General features: G+C 66.2%; 13 protein-coding genes and 1 tRNA gene. 9 read left to right on the plus strand and 5 right to left on the minus strand.

The genetic code is table 11. The features are described 5' to 3' along the window. Positions 1-65 precede the first annotated feature (65 nt). The 3 genes from queE to DZC52_RS05685 form a co-directional block, all read right to left on the minus strand. Positions 66-701 carry a 7-carboxy-7-deazaguanine synthase gene (gene queE / locus DZC52_RS05675; protein ID WP_116650158.1) on the minus strand — a complete coding sequence of 212 codons (636 nt, stop codon included), beginning with the start codon at positions 699-701 and terminating at the stop codon, positions 66-68. Next, entirely contained in the window at positions 698-1,783 is a 1,086-nt protein-coding gene (locus tag DZC52_RS05680) for a 6-carboxytetrahydropterin synthase (protein WP_116650159.1), read from the minus strand. The genes queE and DZC52_RS05680 overlap by 4 nt, the downstream gene beginning before the upstream one ends. Positions 1,784-1,845: 62 nt before the next feature. Then, positions 1,846-1,922: transfer RNA gene (locus DZC52_RS05685), tRNA-Met, on the minus strand. Positions 1,923-2,076: 154 nt separating this feature from the next. On the opposite strand from DZC52_RS05685, the gene DZC52_RS05690 reads away from it, so the two are divergent. After that, positions 2,077-2,730: a c-type cytochrome gene (locus DZC52_RS05690; RefSeq protein ID WP_116650160.1), complete on the plus strand. Its 654-nt coding sequence runs from the start codon at positions 2,077-2,079 to the stop codon at positions 2,728-2,730. 15 nt (positions 2,731-2,745) lie between these two features. On the opposite strand, the gene DZC52_RS05695 is transcribed toward DZC52_RS05690, so the two are convergent. Together DZC52_RS05695 and DZC52_RS05700 are read right to left on the minus strand one after the other, a co-directional pair. Beyond that, positions 2,746-3,894, minus strand: a complete 1,149-nt coding sequence (locus tag DZC52_RS05695) for a M12 family metallo-peptidase (RefSeq protein WP_116650161.1) — start codon at positions 3,892-3,894, stop codon at positions 2,746-2,748. 173 nt (positions 3,895-4,067) lie between these two features. After that, the gene (locus DZC52_RS05700) at positions 4,068-5,009 is read right to left on the minus strand and encodes a carbohydrate kinase family protein (RefSeq protein ID WP_116650162.1); all 942 of its coding nucleotides are present in this window, start codon (positions 5,007-5,009) and stop codon (positions 4,068-4,070) included. Positions 5,010-5,188: 179 nt separating this feature from the next. Here DZC52_RS05700 and DZC52_RS05705 point away from each other — a divergent pair, with 179 nt between their 5' ends. From DZC52_RS05705 to rodA, 8 genes are all read left to right on the plus strand, one after another. Continuing rightward, complete coding sequence (locus DZC52_RS05705; RefSeq protein WP_116650163.1) at positions 5,189-5,968, plus strand: TetR/AcrR family transcriptional regulator; 780 nt, start codon at positions 5,189-5,191, stop codon at positions 5,966-5,968. 13 nt (positions 5,969-5,981) lie between these two features. Beyond that, complete coding sequence (locus DZC52_RS05710) at positions 5,982-7,139, plus strand: efflux RND transporter periplasmic adaptor subunit (RefSeq protein WP_245960769.1); 1,158 nt, start codon at positions 5,982-5,984, stop codon at positions 7,137-7,139. 12 nt (positions 7,140-7,151) lie between these two features. After that, positions 7,152-10,238 carry an efflux RND transporter permease subunit gene (locus DZC52_RS05715; protein WP_116650164.1) on the plus strand — a complete coding sequence of 1,029 codons (3,087 nt, stop codon included), beginning with the start codon at positions 7,152-7,154 and terminating at the stop codon, positions 10,236-10,238. A 501-nt stretch (positions 10,239-10,739) separates the two neighbouring features. After that, positions 10,740-11,786 carry a rod shape-determining protein gene (locus DZC52_RS05720; RefSeq protein ID WP_116650165.1) on the plus strand — a complete coding sequence of 349 codons (1,047 nt, stop codon included), beginning with the start codon at positions 10,740-10,742 and terminating at the stop codon, positions 11,784-11,786. Positions 11,787-11,807: 21 nt separating this feature from the next. Then, entirely contained in the window at positions 11,808-12,743 is a 936-nt protein-coding gene (mreC, locus tag DZC52_RS05725) for a rod shape-determining protein MreC (RefSeq protein ID WP_116650166.1), read from the plus strand. Beyond that, complete coding sequence (gene mreD, locus DZC52_RS05730) at positions 12,740-13,231, plus strand: rod shape-determining protein MreD (RefSeq protein WP_116650167.1); 492 nt, start codon at positions 12,740-12,742, stop codon at positions 13,229-13,231. The genes mreC and mreD overlap by 4 nt, the downstream gene beginning before the upstream one ends. After that, positions 13,228-15,054 carry a penicillin-binding protein 2 gene (gene mrdA / locus DZC52_RS05735; RefSeq protein WP_245960770.1) on the plus strand — a complete coding sequence of 609 codons (1,827 nt, stop codon included), beginning with the start codon at positions 13,228-13,230 and terminating at the stop codon, positions 15,052-15,054. Before mreD ends, mrdA begins: the two co-directional genes overlap by 4 nt. Beyond that, the gene (rodA, locus tag DZC52_RS05740) at positions 15,051-16,154 is read left to right on the plus strand and encodes a rod shape-determining protein RodA (protein WP_116650168.1); all 1,104 of its coding nucleotides are present in this window, start codon (positions 15,051-15,053) and stop codon (positions 16,152-16,154) included. The genes mrdA and rodA overlap by 4 nt, the downstream gene beginning before the upstream one ends. The last annotated feature ends 7 nt before the right edge of the window (positions 16,155-16,161 follow it).

The raw sequence follows: 16,161 nt of genomic DNA on the forward strand, positions 1-16,161 counted from the left end.
ACTTTCGAACTCTAGCATATGCGAGCGGCTGCTCGGCTTCGTCAACGCGCGCGTCTTCAGGGCAATCAGGGCAGGCCGAGCAGCTTGTGCGTCTGTACGCTCAGGCGCCATTTCGGGTGCTGCATGCAGTACTCGATCGATCGCCGGGTGTTGCCTTCGAGTTCGGGGCCGTCCATGGGCTGGAGCAGGAAGTGACGGAAGTCGAGCCCTTCGAAGTCGGCCGGGTCGATACCCGCCTGCGGATAGACGAGCTTGAGTTCGTCGCCGTGCTCGACCACGAGCTCGGCGCCCGCCTTCGGGCTGACGCAGAGCCAGTCGATGCCGGAGGGAGCGGGGATGGTGCCGTTGGTTTCGACGGCGATCTCGAAGCCGCGTTCGTGCAAGGCATCGATCGCGGCTCGGTCGAGCTGCAGCAGGGGTTCGCCGCCGGTGCAGACCACCAGTTTCGGACCTTGCGCGTCGTGCGGCCAGCGCCGGCTGACGGCGGCCGCCAGCGACTCACCGTCCTCGAACTTGCCGCCGCCCGGACCGCCCGTACCGACGAACTGGGTGTCGCAGAACTTGCAGATCGCCAGATGCCGGTGCTGCTCCCGTCCGGACCAGAGGTTGCAGCCGGCAAAACGCAGGAAGACTGCCGGCCGGCCGGCGTTGAGCCCCTCGCCCTGCAGCGTGTGAAAGATCTCGCGGACGGTGTAGGTCATGGCACGAGCAGGCCCCGGGTGCTTCCGCCGCGCAGTAGAAGGGCGCCGTGCCCGGGTTTTTCGAGCACATCGATACGGCTCAGCCCCGGGAGTTCGGCGGCCATCCGCGCCTCGATGTGGCGCGCGATGGCAGCCGGGTCGTTGTCCTCGAGCCCGGCCTTCTGGTGGAGCGGCTGATGGTCGAGTTCCCGGAACAGCGGATCGAAACGCTGTTTGACGTCGCCGTAGTCGTGGACCCAGCCCATCACCTCGTCGAGCCCGCCGGCCAGGTGCAGGCGCGTGGTGAACGTGTGCCCGTGGAGCAGCCTGCGGGGATCGCCCTGCGGCGCCCGCGCAAGCCGGACGGCGCTGTCGAAGGACATCGCTTTCCAGATTCGCCAGGTGCGGCCGTCGTAGTGGCAGCCGGCCGAAGCGGTTTCCAGCACCGAGATGCCGGTCAGGCCGGGCAGAACATCGGTAAGGTTCTGCCAGAGCCAGCGGGCCAGGACTTCGCTGGTGGGGTTGTCGAGGCCGGGCAGGTCGTTCAGGCAGGCGAAGTGGATCTGCTCGTGCACCGGCTGCCAGGCTTCGGCGATCCGATCCTGCGTGCGCCAGGCATCCTGCCCGGCATCGACGCGAGCATGGATGACCGCCTCGAAACCGTGACCGTGCATCCGGCCGCACTTGTGCCCCCGAGGAACGCTGGGCAGCCGGTGCGCGGACTCGAAGCGGAAGCGGCGCCAGGCCAGCGGGTGTTTTCCCGGCTCCACGACCGCGCCACGATCCGGCGCGCTCCTCAGGACGATGGCGTGCGGTTGGGCCGAAGCGGCGCGCTCCAGCAGCCATTCGGCGATGCGGGCGTCGTCCGGTGCGCCGATGAGCTCGTTGACGAGCGCGTAGTCGAGTGGCGCGACGGCCTCGTCCAGGATTGCTCCCAGCGCACGCGTTTCATCGCCGGGGAAGTCGCCGGGACAGGAGGCGGCGGCTGCGAAGATGCGGGCCTCGAAGCCGTGGCCGTGCAGGCGCTCGCCGTCGGCAACGGCCAGGCGCCGCGCCGCCTCGAAGGGCCGCAGCGCAGTCAGAAAAAGCGAGTGGGCGTTCATGCCTGGGCTTTGCCGGAAAGGAGCACGCCGGGGTCCTGGGGCGACCCCGGCGCCTGAAACGGTGGTGGCTACGGGTGGACTCGAACCACCGACCCCAGCATTATGAGTGCTGTGCTCTAACCGGCTGAGCTACGTAGCCTCAAGCGAGCCGGCTATTTTTTCCATTTTTTCCGGGGAAGTCAAGCAATTCGTGGCGTTTCGGGCGGAAATTGATCTAATGCAAGTTTGCCGGCCCCGAGTCGGGCTAGATTGCCGTCCCGAAAGTCGAATCCGTCCAGCAAGGGGAGCCCACGATGACGCGTTGCACGTTCCTGTTGATCACACTCCTGGCCGCTCCGGCGGTACTCGCCCAGTACGGCCTCGACGAGTTGCCCGATGATCTGGTCTCCGATTTCCGGGCACTGCGCGAAGAAATCGAATCCGATCCCCAAGCGCTCGAAGACGTCATCAAGGCGGGCCGGGAGCGCGCGATCTTCTGCAATACCTGTCACGGCGACGACGGCAACGCCGAACGGCCGACTTATCCCGCCCTGGCGGGTCAGAACGCCGCCTACCTGCTCGACCAGATCGAGCAGTTTGCGGCCGGTACGCGCGAGAAGAAAGTGATGAACGTTCTCGCGGCGACCTTCAGCAACGAGGAAAAAGTCACCCTGGCGCTCTACTACACGAACATGGAGCGCGAGCGGCCGGTGCTCGATGCCGATCTGGCGCAACAGGGCGCCGCCGAGTACCAGCTACGCTGCGCGCAGTGCCACGGCGCCGATGGGCGCGGCCAGCAGGGCTACGCCCGGATTGCCGGTCAGCAGCCCGGCTACATCGCCAAGGTGTTGCGCGAGTACCGCAGCGGCGAGAGTCCGCGGCGGCTCAGCCCCATGTACGGGGTCGCTGCCGCGCTCGATGAATCGGTGATCGACGCCATTGCCCACTACGCCGCGAGCCTGCGCTGAAGCCGCGGCAGTCTGTCACGGCAGCGCGCCGAAGCCGTCTCCGAAGATGAGATCGGCGTTGGGTGTGGTCACCAGGCAGGAAGCGGCGGCCACTGCGGGTTGCATCTGCTCCAGGCTGCATTGCGAGAACTCCTGGGAGCCGTTGATCGACGGATTCATGATGCCCCGGAAGGTCTCGTCGGCGCACTCGTTCTGGCCGTCGTGCGGGGCGTCGAAGTTGTGCCCCAGTTCGTGCGCGAAGACCAGGCCGTTGGTCGTTTCGTTGCCGGCGTCCCAGTCCACGCCGTAGCCGGCGAAGGAGCTGCAGAGAACGCCCAGGTAGGCAATGCCGGCGATTCCGCCGTCGCGTGAGCGACTCGTCACCAGGTGCGCCAGCCCGGCGAAGGGGATTGCGCTGCCGTCACCGCCATCCATGAAGTCACGAAACTCGCCGAGAAGGGTCGAGGCTTCGGTTGCCGTCAGTGGTCCGTCGTCGCTCAGTGCTTCGAGATGGTGGAGCACGATTCCGGTGCCGAGCTGGGAAGTGTAGATGCCGTCGACGAAGTTGATGCGTCCGGCCACGATGGCAGCGGCATTACCGCCATGGGTGGCCTGGAAGGCCGTATCGGCCACGATCGTGACCGGGAGAGACTGCGCGCCGGATGTCGATCCGCGATCGGCAGTCGACTGAGGGCGGTTCGGGACGGGTGGCACGATGGGATCGTGCCCGATGACGCCCTCCAGGCTCAAGTCCTGGCGCCGAAACACGATGTCCTGCCCGGCAGCCGGCTCGGCCCGGCCTGTCCAGTCGAAGCCGGCGGCGCGGTCGATCAGGTACAGCGCACGGCCATCGTGGAACGCGCCCCACCAGCGATGACCGGTCCAGTTGAGGCGAACCCAGCTGCCGGGTCGACCGACGACTTCTCCGCTCATGTAGCGGTGGCCTCCCCGGCTGATGCGCTCGCGAAGGTCGGCGCTGAGTTGCGCAAACGGCGCCGTATTGTCGCGAAGCGAGAGCTGCCAGCGCTGGCCGAATGCATTGACCGTCATGTGCGTCTCGACGCGGTGCGCGGGCGAGGGCAGGTCGAGAAGGGCGTAGTCGTTCAGCTTCGCGGCCGGGGCGGCGACAGCGCTCGCACAACCGGCGCAGAGCAGGAATATGAGGCAGATCAGTCGGATGGGCATGACGGCAAACCGCTGTGCGTTCGACTCCCGATCATAGGCCGGCGCCGCGGAAATTGCCGTGACCGGTTTCTCTTTTTGGAAAATTTGCTTGCTTGTCCGCCGTCACAGGCAGGTTGCGTTGGCCTGGAACGGCGATCCGGCCGGACCCGGGCGGGTCGGGCCGGATGGAGGCTTCAGCCCGGCATGGCCTTTCCGAATTCGGCCTCGAAGCGCTTACCGATTTCCGCGGGCGTGAAGTCGTGGTGCTGCGGGCCGGCTTCGGCGATCTTCATCGAGCCCAGGATCGATCCCAGGCGGCAGGCGTCGGCAGGGTCCCAGCCCTTCTCCAGGCCGAACAGCAGGCCGGCGCGGTAGGCGTCGCCGCAGCCGGTGGGGTCGGTCACTCTTTCAGGTTTGACGGCGGGGATGTGCGTGCGGCCTTCGCCGTTCCAGAGTTCCGAGCCTTCCCCGCCGTGGGTGATCACCAGCCCGCCGGACAGGCGCGAAGTGATGTCGCCGTGCTCCCAGCCGGTCTTGTTCTTGAGCATCTCCCACTCGTAGGAGTTGACCGCCAGCCAGTCGGCGTTGGTGATCATGCGCTGCAGCTCCTCGCCGGAGAAAAGCGGCAGGCCCTGGCCGGGATCGAAGATGTGCGGGATGCCGGCGGCCTTGAACTGCTCGGAATGATCGAGCATGGCCTGCTTGCCGTCCGGCGAGACGATGCCGAAGCGAATCTCGCGGTCTTCCGGGACGGGTTGGCAGTGGGCCTCGTTCATCGCGCCTGGGTGGAAGGCCGTGATCTGGTTGTCGTCGAGATCGGTCGTGATATAGGCCTGGGCCGTCCAGTGATCGCCGAGCGTGCGCACGAAATCCTGGTTGATGTCCAGCCGCTCGAGATGGCGGGCGTAGTCGTCGAAATCCGGGCCCACGGTGGCCATGGGCAGCGGGTCGCCGCCGAGCTTGCGCAGGTTGTAGGCGATGTTGCCGGCGGTGCCGCCGAAATTGCGGTGCAGTTCGGGGACCAGGAAGGCGACATTGATCATGTGGGTCTTGTCGGGAAGGATGTGATCCTTGAAGCGCTCCGGGAAGACCATGATGTTGTCGTAGGCCAGCGAGCCGCAGATGAGCACGGACATGGGGGTTCCTTGGGTTCGAGTGACAAACGGCCGCTCATTGTAATGGACCCGTGGCGGGATTCCGACCGGCCTCCAGGCCTTGAAGAAGGCGCGGTCGCGCAAACCGGGGCTTGATCACTTTTTGAACATCGTTCAAAATACGCGTTCTATTCACGCCTGCCGGGCTATCTTCGCCACCCATGGGAACCCAGGAACGCAAGGCGCGCGAGTTCGCGGCCCGGGAAGATCTCTTCCTGGACACGGCACGCCAGCTGATTCTCTCCGACGGCCTGCTCAGCCTCACCATGGCGCGCGTCGCGGCGGCCTGCGACTACGCGACCGGCACGCTCTACCAACACTTCTCTTCCAAGGAAGACCTGCTGCTGGCCCTGTCGACGCGCATGGCCGGTGACCGGGTCGCATTGTTCTGCCGCGCGGCGGCTTTCGACGGCGCGACGCGTGACCGGATGTTTGCGCTGTCGGTGGCCGATGTCCTGTTCGCAAAACAGTGTCCGGAGCATTTCCGCCTGGCCCAGTACGTCTTTACCGAAGCGGTCTGGTCGGCGACCAGTGATGCTCGGCGCCAGGCCGCACTGGAAGGCAGCCAGCCGATGTGCGAGGAGGTGCGTTCGATTATCCGCCAGGCCGTTGCCGACGGCGACCTGCCGGATCGCGGGCTGCGCAACCTCGATCTGGGCGTCGGGCCGTGGACGCTCTGCCTGGGCATGCACACCCTGGTGCACGCCGACGGGTTGCTGTCGTTTTATGACGTGAACCGCCCGTACGGCCTGTTGCTGCAGCACATCGAGTTCCTGCTCAACGGCCTGGGCTGGAAGCCGCTGGTCGATGACATCAGCGCGTCGCACGTCGCTGCCAAGGTCGAGCGGCTGTGCCGCGAAGTCTTTTCCGACGTTTGCGACCACCAGGGCCTGGAAGACCTGCTTTCCGACCCCGGGCACATCTCCCAATCCCCGATCTGATCGAGACTGACCTATGGCCAATCAACAACAAGGCGCACAGCGCAAGAAACCCTCGGTGACCAAGCGCATGATCGTGATGCTGATCGTCGTCGCCGTGGTGTTCGGTGGTGTGTTCGGATGGATCTGGTTCTCCGGCATGATGATGAACCAGTATTTCGACAGCATGCCGGCGCCGACCGCCACGGTCACCGCGACCGAAGCCAGGCAGGACACCTGGCCGCGGGAGATTCGTGCGGTGGGCAGCTTCAAGGCCACCAACGGCGTCAACCTCACGACCGAGCTCGGCGGCATCGTGCGCTCGCTCGAGTTCGATAACGGTGCCTTCGTGGAGGCCGGCGACGTGCTGGCCCGCCTGGACGTCGATGCCGATCAGGCGCAGTTGGCCGCCCTGCGCGCCGCTCGCGACCTGGCCGAATCCGAACGCGACCGCCTGCGCCGCCTGCGCGCGCAGAACAGCGTGTCGGAATCCGATCTGGACGAAGCCGAGTCCCGCTACCGGCAGGCGGTTGCCGAAGTCGAGGCCCAGCAGGCGCGCATCGAGCAGAAGGTCCTGCGCGCGCCATTCAATGGTTACCTGGGCATTCGCCGCGTCGATCTGGGCGAATACATCGCGCCGGGCACCCCGATCGTGCCGTTGCGCGCGCTCCAGCCGATATTCCTCGACTTCTCGTTGCCCGAGCGCCATCTCTCGCACATCGAAATCGGCGCCGATGTGACCGTGACCACCGACGCCTGGCCCGGGCGGACCTTCAACGGCCGCGTCACTTCGGTCGAGGGCTCGATCGACGAGCGCACGCGCAGTTTCCTGGCCCAGGCGACCTTCGAAAACGCCGACATGTCGCTTCGGCCGGGCATGTTCGCCAACGTGACCATTCGCTGGGGTGAGCCGCGCGAGGTGCTGATGGTTCCCCAGACCGCCGTGAGCTTCAATCCTTACGGCAACTCGGTCTACGTGATCCAGGGGCAGGGAGACGCCGACCTCACCGTGGAACGCCGCATCGTCCAGACGGGCGAGCGGCGGGGCGACCTCGTCGAGATCACCGAGGGCCTGGAAGCCGGCGCGCGCGTGGCGACCAGCGGCCTGCTGAAGCTTCGCAACGGCTCGAAGGTCACCATCAACAACGAGATTCGGCCCGAGGCCGACCCCGACCCGCAGCCCGCCAACGGCTGATCGACGACTGTCATGAAATTCACCGACATCTTCATCACCAAGCCGGTGCTGGCCACCGTGGTCAGCCTGTTCATCCTGTTGCTGGGCCTGCGTGCCGCCGGCGACCTCAACGTCCGACAGTACCCGGAACTGCAGAACGCGGTGATCAGCGTCTCGACCGCCTATATCGGCGCCGATGCCGACCTCGTCCAGGGTTTCATCACCACGCCCATGGAGCGCGAGGTGGCCACGGCCGAGGGCATCGACTACATCGTTTCGACAACGGTGCCGGGCGCATCCAACATCCAGGCCTACCTCGACATCGAAACCGATCCCAACGAGGCGCTCACCCAGGTTGCGGCCAAGGTCAACAAGCTCAGAGGCGAGCTGCCGGATGCCGCCGAGGATCCGATCGTCGACCTCGCCGAAGGCCAGTCCACGGCCGCGATGTACCTGAGCTTCTACAGCGAGCTGCTCGATAACAACCAGATCACCGACTACCTGGTGCGGGTGGTCGAGCCCAAGCTGTCGACCATTCCGGGCGTGCAGCGCGCGCAGATCCTGGGCGCGGAAACCTTCGCCATGCGCATCTGGCTGGACCCCGCCCGGATGACTTCCCTGGAAGTCACCGCCAGCGACGTCTACGCCGCACTGGCCAGCAACAACGTGCTCTCGGCGGTCGGCTCGACCAAGGGCCAGATGATCTCCATCGGCCTGACGGCCGAGACCGACCTGCAGACCGCCGAGCAGTTCCAGGACCTGGTCGTCAAGTCCACGCAGGACACGGTGGTGCGGCTCGAAGACATCGCCCAAGTGGAACTGGGTTCGGAAAGCTACAACTCCTCGGTGAGCTTCAACGGCGAGGAGGCGACCTTCATCGGCGTGCAGGTCTCGCCGGACGCCAATTCCCTGGACGTCATCGCCGACGTCCGCGAGGTCTGGGACAACGAAATCCTGCCGGAACTGCCGACGGGCCTGGAAGCCGACATTCCCTACGACAGCACCGAGTACATCAACAACGCCATCGACGAGGTCATCACCACGATCATCGAGGCGCTGATCATCGTCGTCATCGTCATCTTCCTGTTCCTGGGCTCCTTGCGCACGGTCATCATTCCGGCCGTCGCGGTGCCGCTGTCGCTCATCGGCGCGATGTTCCTGATGCTGTTGATGGGCTTTTCGATCAACCTGCTGACCCTGCTCGCGATGGTGCTCGCGATCGGCATCGTCGTCGACGACGCCATCATCGTGCTCGAAAACATCCACCGTCACATCGAGGAGGGCATGACGCCCAAGGATGCGGCCATCAAGGGTGCGCGCGAGCTCGCCTGGCCGGTCGTGGCGATGACCACGACCCTGGTCGCCGTCTACATTCCCATCGGTTTCATCGGCGGCCTGACGGGCACCCTGTTCGTCGAATTCGCGTTTACCCTGGCCGGCGCCGTGCTGCTGTCAGGGCTGGTGGCCCTGACGCTCTCGCCGATGATGTGCGCCAAACTGCTCAAGGCCAATGATGGCGAAAACGGCGACAGTCGCCTGGCCCACTGGCTCGACGAACGCTTCGACAGCCTGCGCCGCGCCTACCGTCGGCGCCTGCACGGTGCGCTCGAGACCAAGTCGGTCATCGCGGTGTTCGGCCTGATCGTGCTGGTCTCCTGCGGTTTCCTGTTCGTCTCGGCCCAGTCCGAACTGGCTCCCGAGGAAGACCAGGGCTTCGTGATCGCGCAGTCGACGAGCGATCCGTATTCCACGATCGAGTATCTGGAACGCTACACGCGCAGCTACGTGGACCTGATCGACGAGATCCCCGAGCTCGAGAACGTGTTCATCATCAACGGCGCCAGCGGCGGCGGGGGCGGCATGACCGAGTCGACCAACTCGGCGATTACCGGTTTCGTGCTCAAGCCCTGGAACCAGCGCGAGCGCGGCACGCGCGAGGTCATGACCGAGGCCATCCAGCCGGCCGCCCAGAACGTGGCCGGTCTCGATGTCGCCACCTTCATGCCGCCGGCCCTGCCCAGCGGCGGCTCCGGCTTCCCGGTCGAATTCGTCATCGGCTCGACCGAGCCGCTCAGCAATATCCAGGAGTTATCGGAACAGGTGATGCAGGCCGCGCGCGAGAGCGGCAAGTTCATCTTCGTCAATTCCGACCTCAATATCGACAAGCCCCGGGTGCGGATCCAGGTCGACCGCGACAAAGCCGCACTGCTGGGCGTGGACATGGCCACGCTGGGCAACGACCTGTCGGCGATGCTTGCCGGCGGTTACGTCAATCGCTTTGCGATGGACAACCGGAGCTACCGGGTGGTCCCGCAGGTGGCGCGCGAGTGGCGCCTCAATCCCGAACAGCTCGAGAACTACTACACGCGCTCGAGAAGCGGCGAGCTGATTCCGCTGTCGACCCTGGTCAGCCTCGAAGACACCGTCGAGCCGCGCCAGCTCAAGCGTTTCCAGCAGCTCAACGCCGTCACCATCTCCGGCGTGCCCCGGCCGGGTGTGCCGCTGGGTGATGCCCTGGCGGTGCTCGACGAGGCCGCGGCCGAGGTTCTGCCCCCCGGCTACAACGTCGACTACGCCGGACAGTCGCGCCAGTTCAAGACCGAGGGGTCGGCGCTCTTGCTGACCTTCGCCTTTGCGCTGACCGTGATCTTCCTGGTGCTTTCGGCCCAGTTCGAGTCCTTTCGCGATCCGCTGATCATGCTGGTCACGGTGCCGATGTCGATCTGCGGAGCGATGATCTTCGTGTCCCTGGGCCTGACCACGCTCAACATCTACACCCAGGTCGGCCTGGTCACGCTCATCGGCGTGATTTCCAAGCACGGCATCCTGATCGTCGAGTTCGCCAACAAGCTCCAGGAAGAAGGCATGAGCAAGCGCAAGGCCATCGAAGAGGCGACTTCGATTCGCCTGCGCCCGATCCTGATGACCACCGCAGCCCTGGTGCTGGCGATGGTGCCGCTGCTGATCGCTACCGGCGCCGGCGCGGCCTCGCGCTTCTCGATGGGCCTGGTGATCGCCACCGGCATGACCATCGGCACGGCTTTCACCCTGTTCGTGGTGCCGGCGATGTATCTCTATTTGGCTCGGGATCATGGGCATTCTGACGAAGCCGTTGCCTGACTCCGGGCGCCGGGGCCAGGTTCTGAGTTTTGGAGATGAGGGGTTCCGGGTTCGGGGTTCGGGGTTCCGGGGCTCCGGTGGTTGATCGGAGCGATGGGGGCTGAAGTTCGATCTCTAGGTTTCAGGGTTCAGGTTTCAGGGGCGTGGGAGGAGGCGGAGTGCGCTGCAGCGACAACCTGGGCGCAGGACACACCGCGAGCGAGAATGCCCTGCGAGCAACGGCTCAGAACGCGTTCGGCCTTCTCAAGGCCAGCCCGGCGAAGCCGGCCCCCAATGCGTCCCGCGCCGCCTGAAACCTGAAATCCTGAAACCTGAAACCCAACGCGCGAGCATTAGCCCCCACCGCTCCGATGCACCACCCAGGCCCCGGAACCCCGAACCCGGAACCCGGAACCCCAACCAGGTTCCGGGGAAACCCGGTTTTCCGCTTGCCGCTTCGGGCTGGCGTTGCTACATTAGGCGGTCTTTTCTCAACCAGCTTCCGCAGCTCCTTCTTTCATCATGTTCAAGCGCTTACGCGGCATTTTCTCGAATGACCTGTCCATCGACCTGGGCACGGCCAATACCCTGATCTTCGTGCGCGGCCAGGGCATCGTGCTCAACGAGCCCTCGGTCGTGGCCGTTCGCATGGAGCGCGGCCCCGGCGGGCCGCAGGAAGTCGCTGCCGTCGGCGCGGAGGCCAAGCAGATGCTGGGCCGCACGCCCGGCAATATCCGCACCACGCGCCCGCTCAAGGACGGCGTGATCGCGGACTTCAACATGACCGAGCAGATGCTGCAGCACTTCATCAAGAAGGTGCACTCCTCGCGATTCCTGCGACCGAGCCCGCGCGTGCTGGTCTGCGTGCCCTGTTCGTCGACCCAGGTCGAGCGCCGCGCCATCAAGGAGTCGGCCGAGGGCGCCGGTGCCCGGGAAGTGTTTCTGATCGAGGAACCGATGGCCGCCGCGATCGGCGCGGGCATCCCGATTCACGAGGCCCGCGGCTCGATGGTGCTCGACATCGGCGGCGGCACCACCGAGGTGGCCGTGCTCTCGCTCAACGGCATCGTCTACTCGAATTCCGTGCGCGTCGGCGGCGACCACTTCGACGAGGCCATCACCAACTACGTGCGCCGCTCGTACGGCACCCTGATCGGCGAGTCCACGGCCGAACGCATCAAGATGGAGATCGGCTGCGCCCACCAGCAGGACGAGCTCAACGAGATCCAGGTCTCGGGCCGCAACCTCGCCGAGGGCGTGCCCAAGATGATCACGCTCAACAACAACGAGGTGCTCGAGGCGCTTAACGAGGCGCTTTCGAGCATCGTGGGCGCGGTCAAGACTGCGCTCGAGCAGACGCCGCCCGAACTGTGTGCCGACGTGGCCGAGACGGGCATCGTCCTGACCGGCGGCGGTGCGCTGCTGCGCGGCCTCGACAAGCTGCTGATGGAAGAGACCGGCCTGCCGGTGATCATCGCCGACGACCCGCTGACCTGCGTGGCGCGCGGTGGCGGCCGGGCCCTCGAATTGATGGATGAGAACAAGGGCGACTTCTTTTTCGCGAGTTGATCGGCGCCGGCGGGTCGAGAAGTGACTCCCTCCGGCGGTTCATGGCCTGCGGCGATCGACGGCGAGGCGGCCGCGCGCATCGCCCGCCTGATGTTCTACGGTCTGCTGGCGATCGTGCTCATGACCCTCGACTATCGGGGACATTACGTGGAGTCGCTCAGGGGCCTGGCATGGCGTGCCCTGGAGCCGGTGTTCGTCGCCGTCGAAGCGCCGTTCGACCTTGGGCAGCGCCTGGGCGAGGAAATGCGCGATCGTCACGAGTTGATGGACCGCCTGGCCGTGCTGGAGCGCGAACGCCGCGAACGCGAGGCCGAGCTGGTCCTGCTCGAGGAGTTGCGCGAGGACAACCGCGAGCTCCGCGCTCTGCTGGCGGCCTCGCAGCGTATCGCACCGTCGTTCCAGTCCGCCGAGCTGATGAGCATCGATCTCAATCCCTGGTCGCACCGGGTGCTCATCAATCGCGGAAGCCGCGACGGCCTGAGTCCGGGGCAGCCGGTCATGGACATCCACGGCGTCATGGGCCAGGTCGACGAGGTCGCGCTCAATACCGCCCAGATCATCCTCATTTCCGATCCGGATCATGCGTTGCCGGTGCGGGTGCAGCGCACCGGGCTTCGCACCGTCGCCTACGGCTCGGGCCGGATCAACCAGCTGCGGCTGACCGACCTGCCGATGAATGTTGACCTTCAGCCCGGAGACATGCTCGTGACGTCCGGTCTCGGCGGCGCCTTCCCGGCGGGTCTGCCGGTGGCCGAGGTTGAATCCCTTTCCCGGCCCGTCGGCGAGGCCTTTGCGCGTGCCACCGTGCGTCCGGTCGCCCGACTGGACCGCGCCCGGCACGTGCTGGTGGTGGATTCGCCGGGCGCCTCGGCCGAGCCGGAGGAAACCGGAACGGAAGGATCCGGGCCGGATTCCGAGCAGCCGGCCGACAATGCCGCAACGGAGTCGACGCCGTGAGCAAGCGCGGCGTTGCCAACTGGACCATGGCGCTCTCGCTGATCGCGGTGCTGCCCCTGACGCTGATGCCGCTGCCCGATGCGTTCTCCGACGCGCGCCCCTACTGGGCCGCGCTGGTGATGATTTACTGGAACCTCGAAGCCGGGCGCCTGCGTCATCTGGGGCAGGCCTTCCTCGGCGGCCTGGTGCTCGACGTGCTCACTGCCTCCCTGCTCGGGCAGCACGCCCTCAGCCTCGTCATCATCAGCTATCTGGTCGAGCGATTTCGTTACCGTATCCGCTTCTTTCCGCCCTGGCAGCAGGCTGCTGTCGTCATGCTGCTGCTGTTCAACGACCGGATCGTCCAGCTCTGGATCATCGGACTGGTCGGCGATCGCTGGCCGACCTGGCAGTGGTGGCTGGCGCCGGTGATCGGCATGCTGCTGTGGCCGTGGCTGTTCCTGTTGCTCGACGCCCTTCGCCAGAAGGAGCGTCGCCGTCCGGCATGATTACCTCGACCCGTTCGGCCGGCATGGGCGATTCCCGCAGCGCGCTGGCGCAGGTGGACCGGCGTCTCCAGTTCCTGATCGTCCTGATGCTGATCGTCCTGTGCTTGTTGAGTCTGCGCCTGGGCCTGCTGCAGCTGGGTGATCATGAACAGTACGCCGCCCGCGCCGACGACAACCGGATCAGCCTGCGTGCCCTGCCGCCCAATCGCGGTCTGATCCTGGATCGGCGCGGACGGGTCCTGGCGGAGAACCTGCCCGCCTACCGCCTCGTAGTGGTTCCCGAGCGCGCCCCGGATCTCGAGGGCACGCTCGCGCGGCTGGCCGACCTGGTGCCCGTCAGCGACGACGAGCGGCGACGTTTCGACCAGCAGCGCGCCCGGTCGCGACCTTTCGAGTCGATCACGCTCAAGAGCAATCTCGACGAAGAGGAAGTCGCCAAGCTGGCCATCCATCGCCATCGCCTGCCCGGCGTCGATATCGAGCCCTACCTGACCCGGCACTACCCGCAAGGCGAGCTGTTCGCGCACCTCGTCGGTTACGTGGGGCGAATGGACGACCGCGACCGAGCGCGCCTTGATCCGGACCGCTATCGGGCGACCACGCACGTCGGCAAGACGGGCATCGAGCGTCAGTACGAGGAAGAACTGCACGGCCGTTCGGGTTTCGAGCGGGTCGAGACCAATGCCCAGGGACGAATCCTCAGGGTCCTCGAGCGCAACGATCCGCAACCCGGCGAGGATCTCAGGCTGAACGTCGACCTCGATGTCCAGCGCGCGGCCTACGAGGCGCTCGGCGACTATGCGGGCGCCGTCGTGGTGCTGCAGGTCGCCACCGGCGAGGTGCTGGCCCTGGTCAGCAAGCCCGGCTTCGATCCCAATCTCTTCGTGCACGGCATCAGTCACGCCGACTACAACCGGCTGCTCGATCACCGGCAGAGACCGCTTTTCAATCGCGTGCTCTCCGGTGGCTACGAGCCCGGCTCGACGGTCAAGCCCTTCATCGCACTGGCCGGCCTCGAGGCGGGCGTGGTCACGCCGAGCACCGAGGTGGTTTCCACCGGGCAATACCGGCTCCCGGGCCACAGCCGCACCTACGGTGACTGGAAGGCCGGCGGGCACGGCCGGGTCAACCTGGAGCTGGCGCTTGCCGAGTCGGTCAATGTCTATTTCTACAGGCTGGCCGTGGAGTTGGGCATCGACCGGATCTCGCGCGAGCTCGCGCTGTTCGGATTCGGTCGGACCACCGGGCTGGACCTGCCGGGTGAGAACAGCGGCATCCTGCCGACCCGTTCATGGAAACGGGCGACTTTCAACCAGCCCTGGTTTCCCGGTGAGACGGTCATTACCGGCATCGGCCAGGGGTTCACGGTGGTCACGCCTGTGCAACTGGCTCACGCCACCGCCGCCCTGGCCGGCCGCGGCCAAACGGCGGCTCCGGCCCTGGTCGGTCAGCGCGAGCCGGTCCAGATGGTGCGCCACGACGATGCCGACTGGCAGGCCGTGCACCGGGGAATGGAGGCCGTCGTGCACGGCGCGAGCGGAACGGCTCGCGCCATCGAGTCGGAGCTGGTCGTGCGCATGGCCGGCAAGACCGGTACCGCCCAGGTTTTCGGGCGGCCGGACGAGGATGAAGAAGCCGACGAACGAGAGCAGGACGAGTTGCCCGAGTTCCTCCGCAACCACGCCCTGTTCACCGGGTTCGCGCCGATCGATGAACCGCGCCTGGTGGTGTCGGTGGTGGCCGAACACGGCGGTGGCGGTGCCAGCGTGGCCGCGCCGATTGCCGCGACGGTCATGAACGCGGCGCTGGAGGCCGGTTTGTGAGCGGCTCGCCCGGTTCCCTCATCGCCGTGGGGCTGCAGCGGCTCCGGCTCGACCCCTGGCTGTTCGGGCTGCTTGTCGTGCTGGTCGCCTTCGGCAGCATGGTGCTCTACTCGGCCGGTGAGCAGAGCATGGCCCTGGTCTGGCGGCAGTGGGTCCGCCTGGGCGTGGGCCTGGCGGTGATGCTGTTCGTCGCCCAGATTCCTCCCCGCCTGCTCAAGGCCTGGGCGCCCTTCCTGTTTCTCGCGGCCCTGCTGATGCTGGTGGCCGTGGTGTTCTTCGGCGTGGGGCGCGGTGCGCAGCGCTGGCTGGACCTGGGGCTGCTGCGTTTCCAGCCCTCGGAAGCGATGAAGCTGGCGCTACCTCTGGCGCTGGCGGCCATGCTCGACCGCAAGCCGCTGCCGCCGGACTGGCGGACCGTGATTGCGGCGGCCACCCTGATCGCCGTGCCCGTGGGGCTGATCGTGATCCAGCCGGATCTGGGTACGGCCGTGCTGGTCGGCTTGAGCGGCGCCTGCGTTCTATTCCTGGCCGGACTCCGCTGGCGGCTGATCCTCGGCGTTTCAGCGGCCCTGGCTGCGGCCGCCCCGCTGATCTGGCTGAACCTGCACGAGTACCAGCAGGATCGCATCCGCACCTTCCTCGATCCCGAATCGGATCCGCTGGGCGAGGGCTGGAACATCATCCAGTCGAAGATCGCCGTCGGCTCCGGCGGGCTGTCCGGCAAGGGCTGGCTCGAGGGCAGTCAGTCGCACCTGGAGTTTCTGCCCGAACCGCACACCGATTTCATTTTCTCCGTCCTGGCCGAGGAGTTCGGTTTTATCGGCGTCGTGGCCGTGCTGGCGCTTTACGTCGCCATCATCCTGCGCGGGATGTTCCTGGCCGGTCAGTGCCGCGATGCCTTCGGCCGCCTGCTGGCCGGCGCCATGATCTTCATGTTCTTCGTCTACCTGGCCGTCAATGTCGGCATGGTCTCCGGTGCCCTGCCGGTCGTCGGCGTCCCGCTGCCGCTGGTGAGCTACGGGGGTACCTCCGCGGTGACCCTGCTGGCAGGGTTCGGCCTGGTCATGGGGCTGTACAGCCGCCGCAGATTCATGGGATAGAATGCCA

It is taken from the genome of Wenzhouxiangella sediminis (assembly GCF_003410055.1).
Taxonomy (GTDB): Bacteria; Pseudomonadota; Gammaproteobacteria; order Xanthomonadales; family Wenzhouxiangellaceae; genus Wenzhouxiangella; species Wenzhouxiangella sediminis.

Excerpts from the sequence above, each read along its gene's own strand:
- queE (WP_116650158.1), bottom strand. The coding sequence starts at position 701 with ATGACCTACACCGTCCGCGAGATCTTTCACACGCTGCAGGGCGAGGGG.
- DZC52_RS05715 (WP_116650164.1), top strand. The coding sequence starts at position 7,152 with ATGAAATTCACCGACATCTTCATCACCAAGCCGGTGCTGGCCACCGTG.
- DZC52_RS05695 (WP_116650161.1), bottom strand. The coding sequence starts at position 3,894 with ATGCCCATCCGACTGATCTGCCTCATATTCCTGCTCTGCGCCGGTTGT.
- DZC52_RS05700 (WP_116650162.1), bottom strand. The coding sequence starts at position 5,009 with ATGTCCGTGCTCATCTGCGGCTCGCTGGCCTACGACAACATCATGGTC.
- DZC52_RS05690 (WP_116650160.1), top strand. The coding sequence starts at position 2,077 with ATGACGCGTTGCACGTTCCTGTTGATCACACTCCTGGCCGCTCCGGCG.
- DZC52_RS05705 (WP_116650163.1), top strand. The coding sequence starts at position 5,189 with ATGGGAACCCAGGAACGCAAGGCGCGCGAGTTCGCGGCCCGGGAAGAT.
- DZC52_RS05680 (WP_116650159.1), bottom strand. The coding sequence starts at position 1,783 with ATGAACGCCCACTCGCTTTTTCTGACTGCGCTGCGGCCCTTCGAGGCG.
- DZC52_RS05720 (WP_116650165.1), top strand. The coding sequence starts at position 10,740 with ATGTTCAAGCGCTTACGCGGCATTTTCTCGAATGACCTGTCCATCGAC.
- DZC52_RS05710 (WP_245960769.1), top strand. The coding sequence starts at position 5,982 with ATGGCCAATCAACAACAAGGCGCACAGCGCAAGAAACCCTCGGTGACC.
- mrdA (WP_245960770.1), top strand. The coding sequence starts at position 13,228 with ATGATTACCTCGACCCGTTCGGCCGGCATGGGCGATTCCCGCAGCGCG.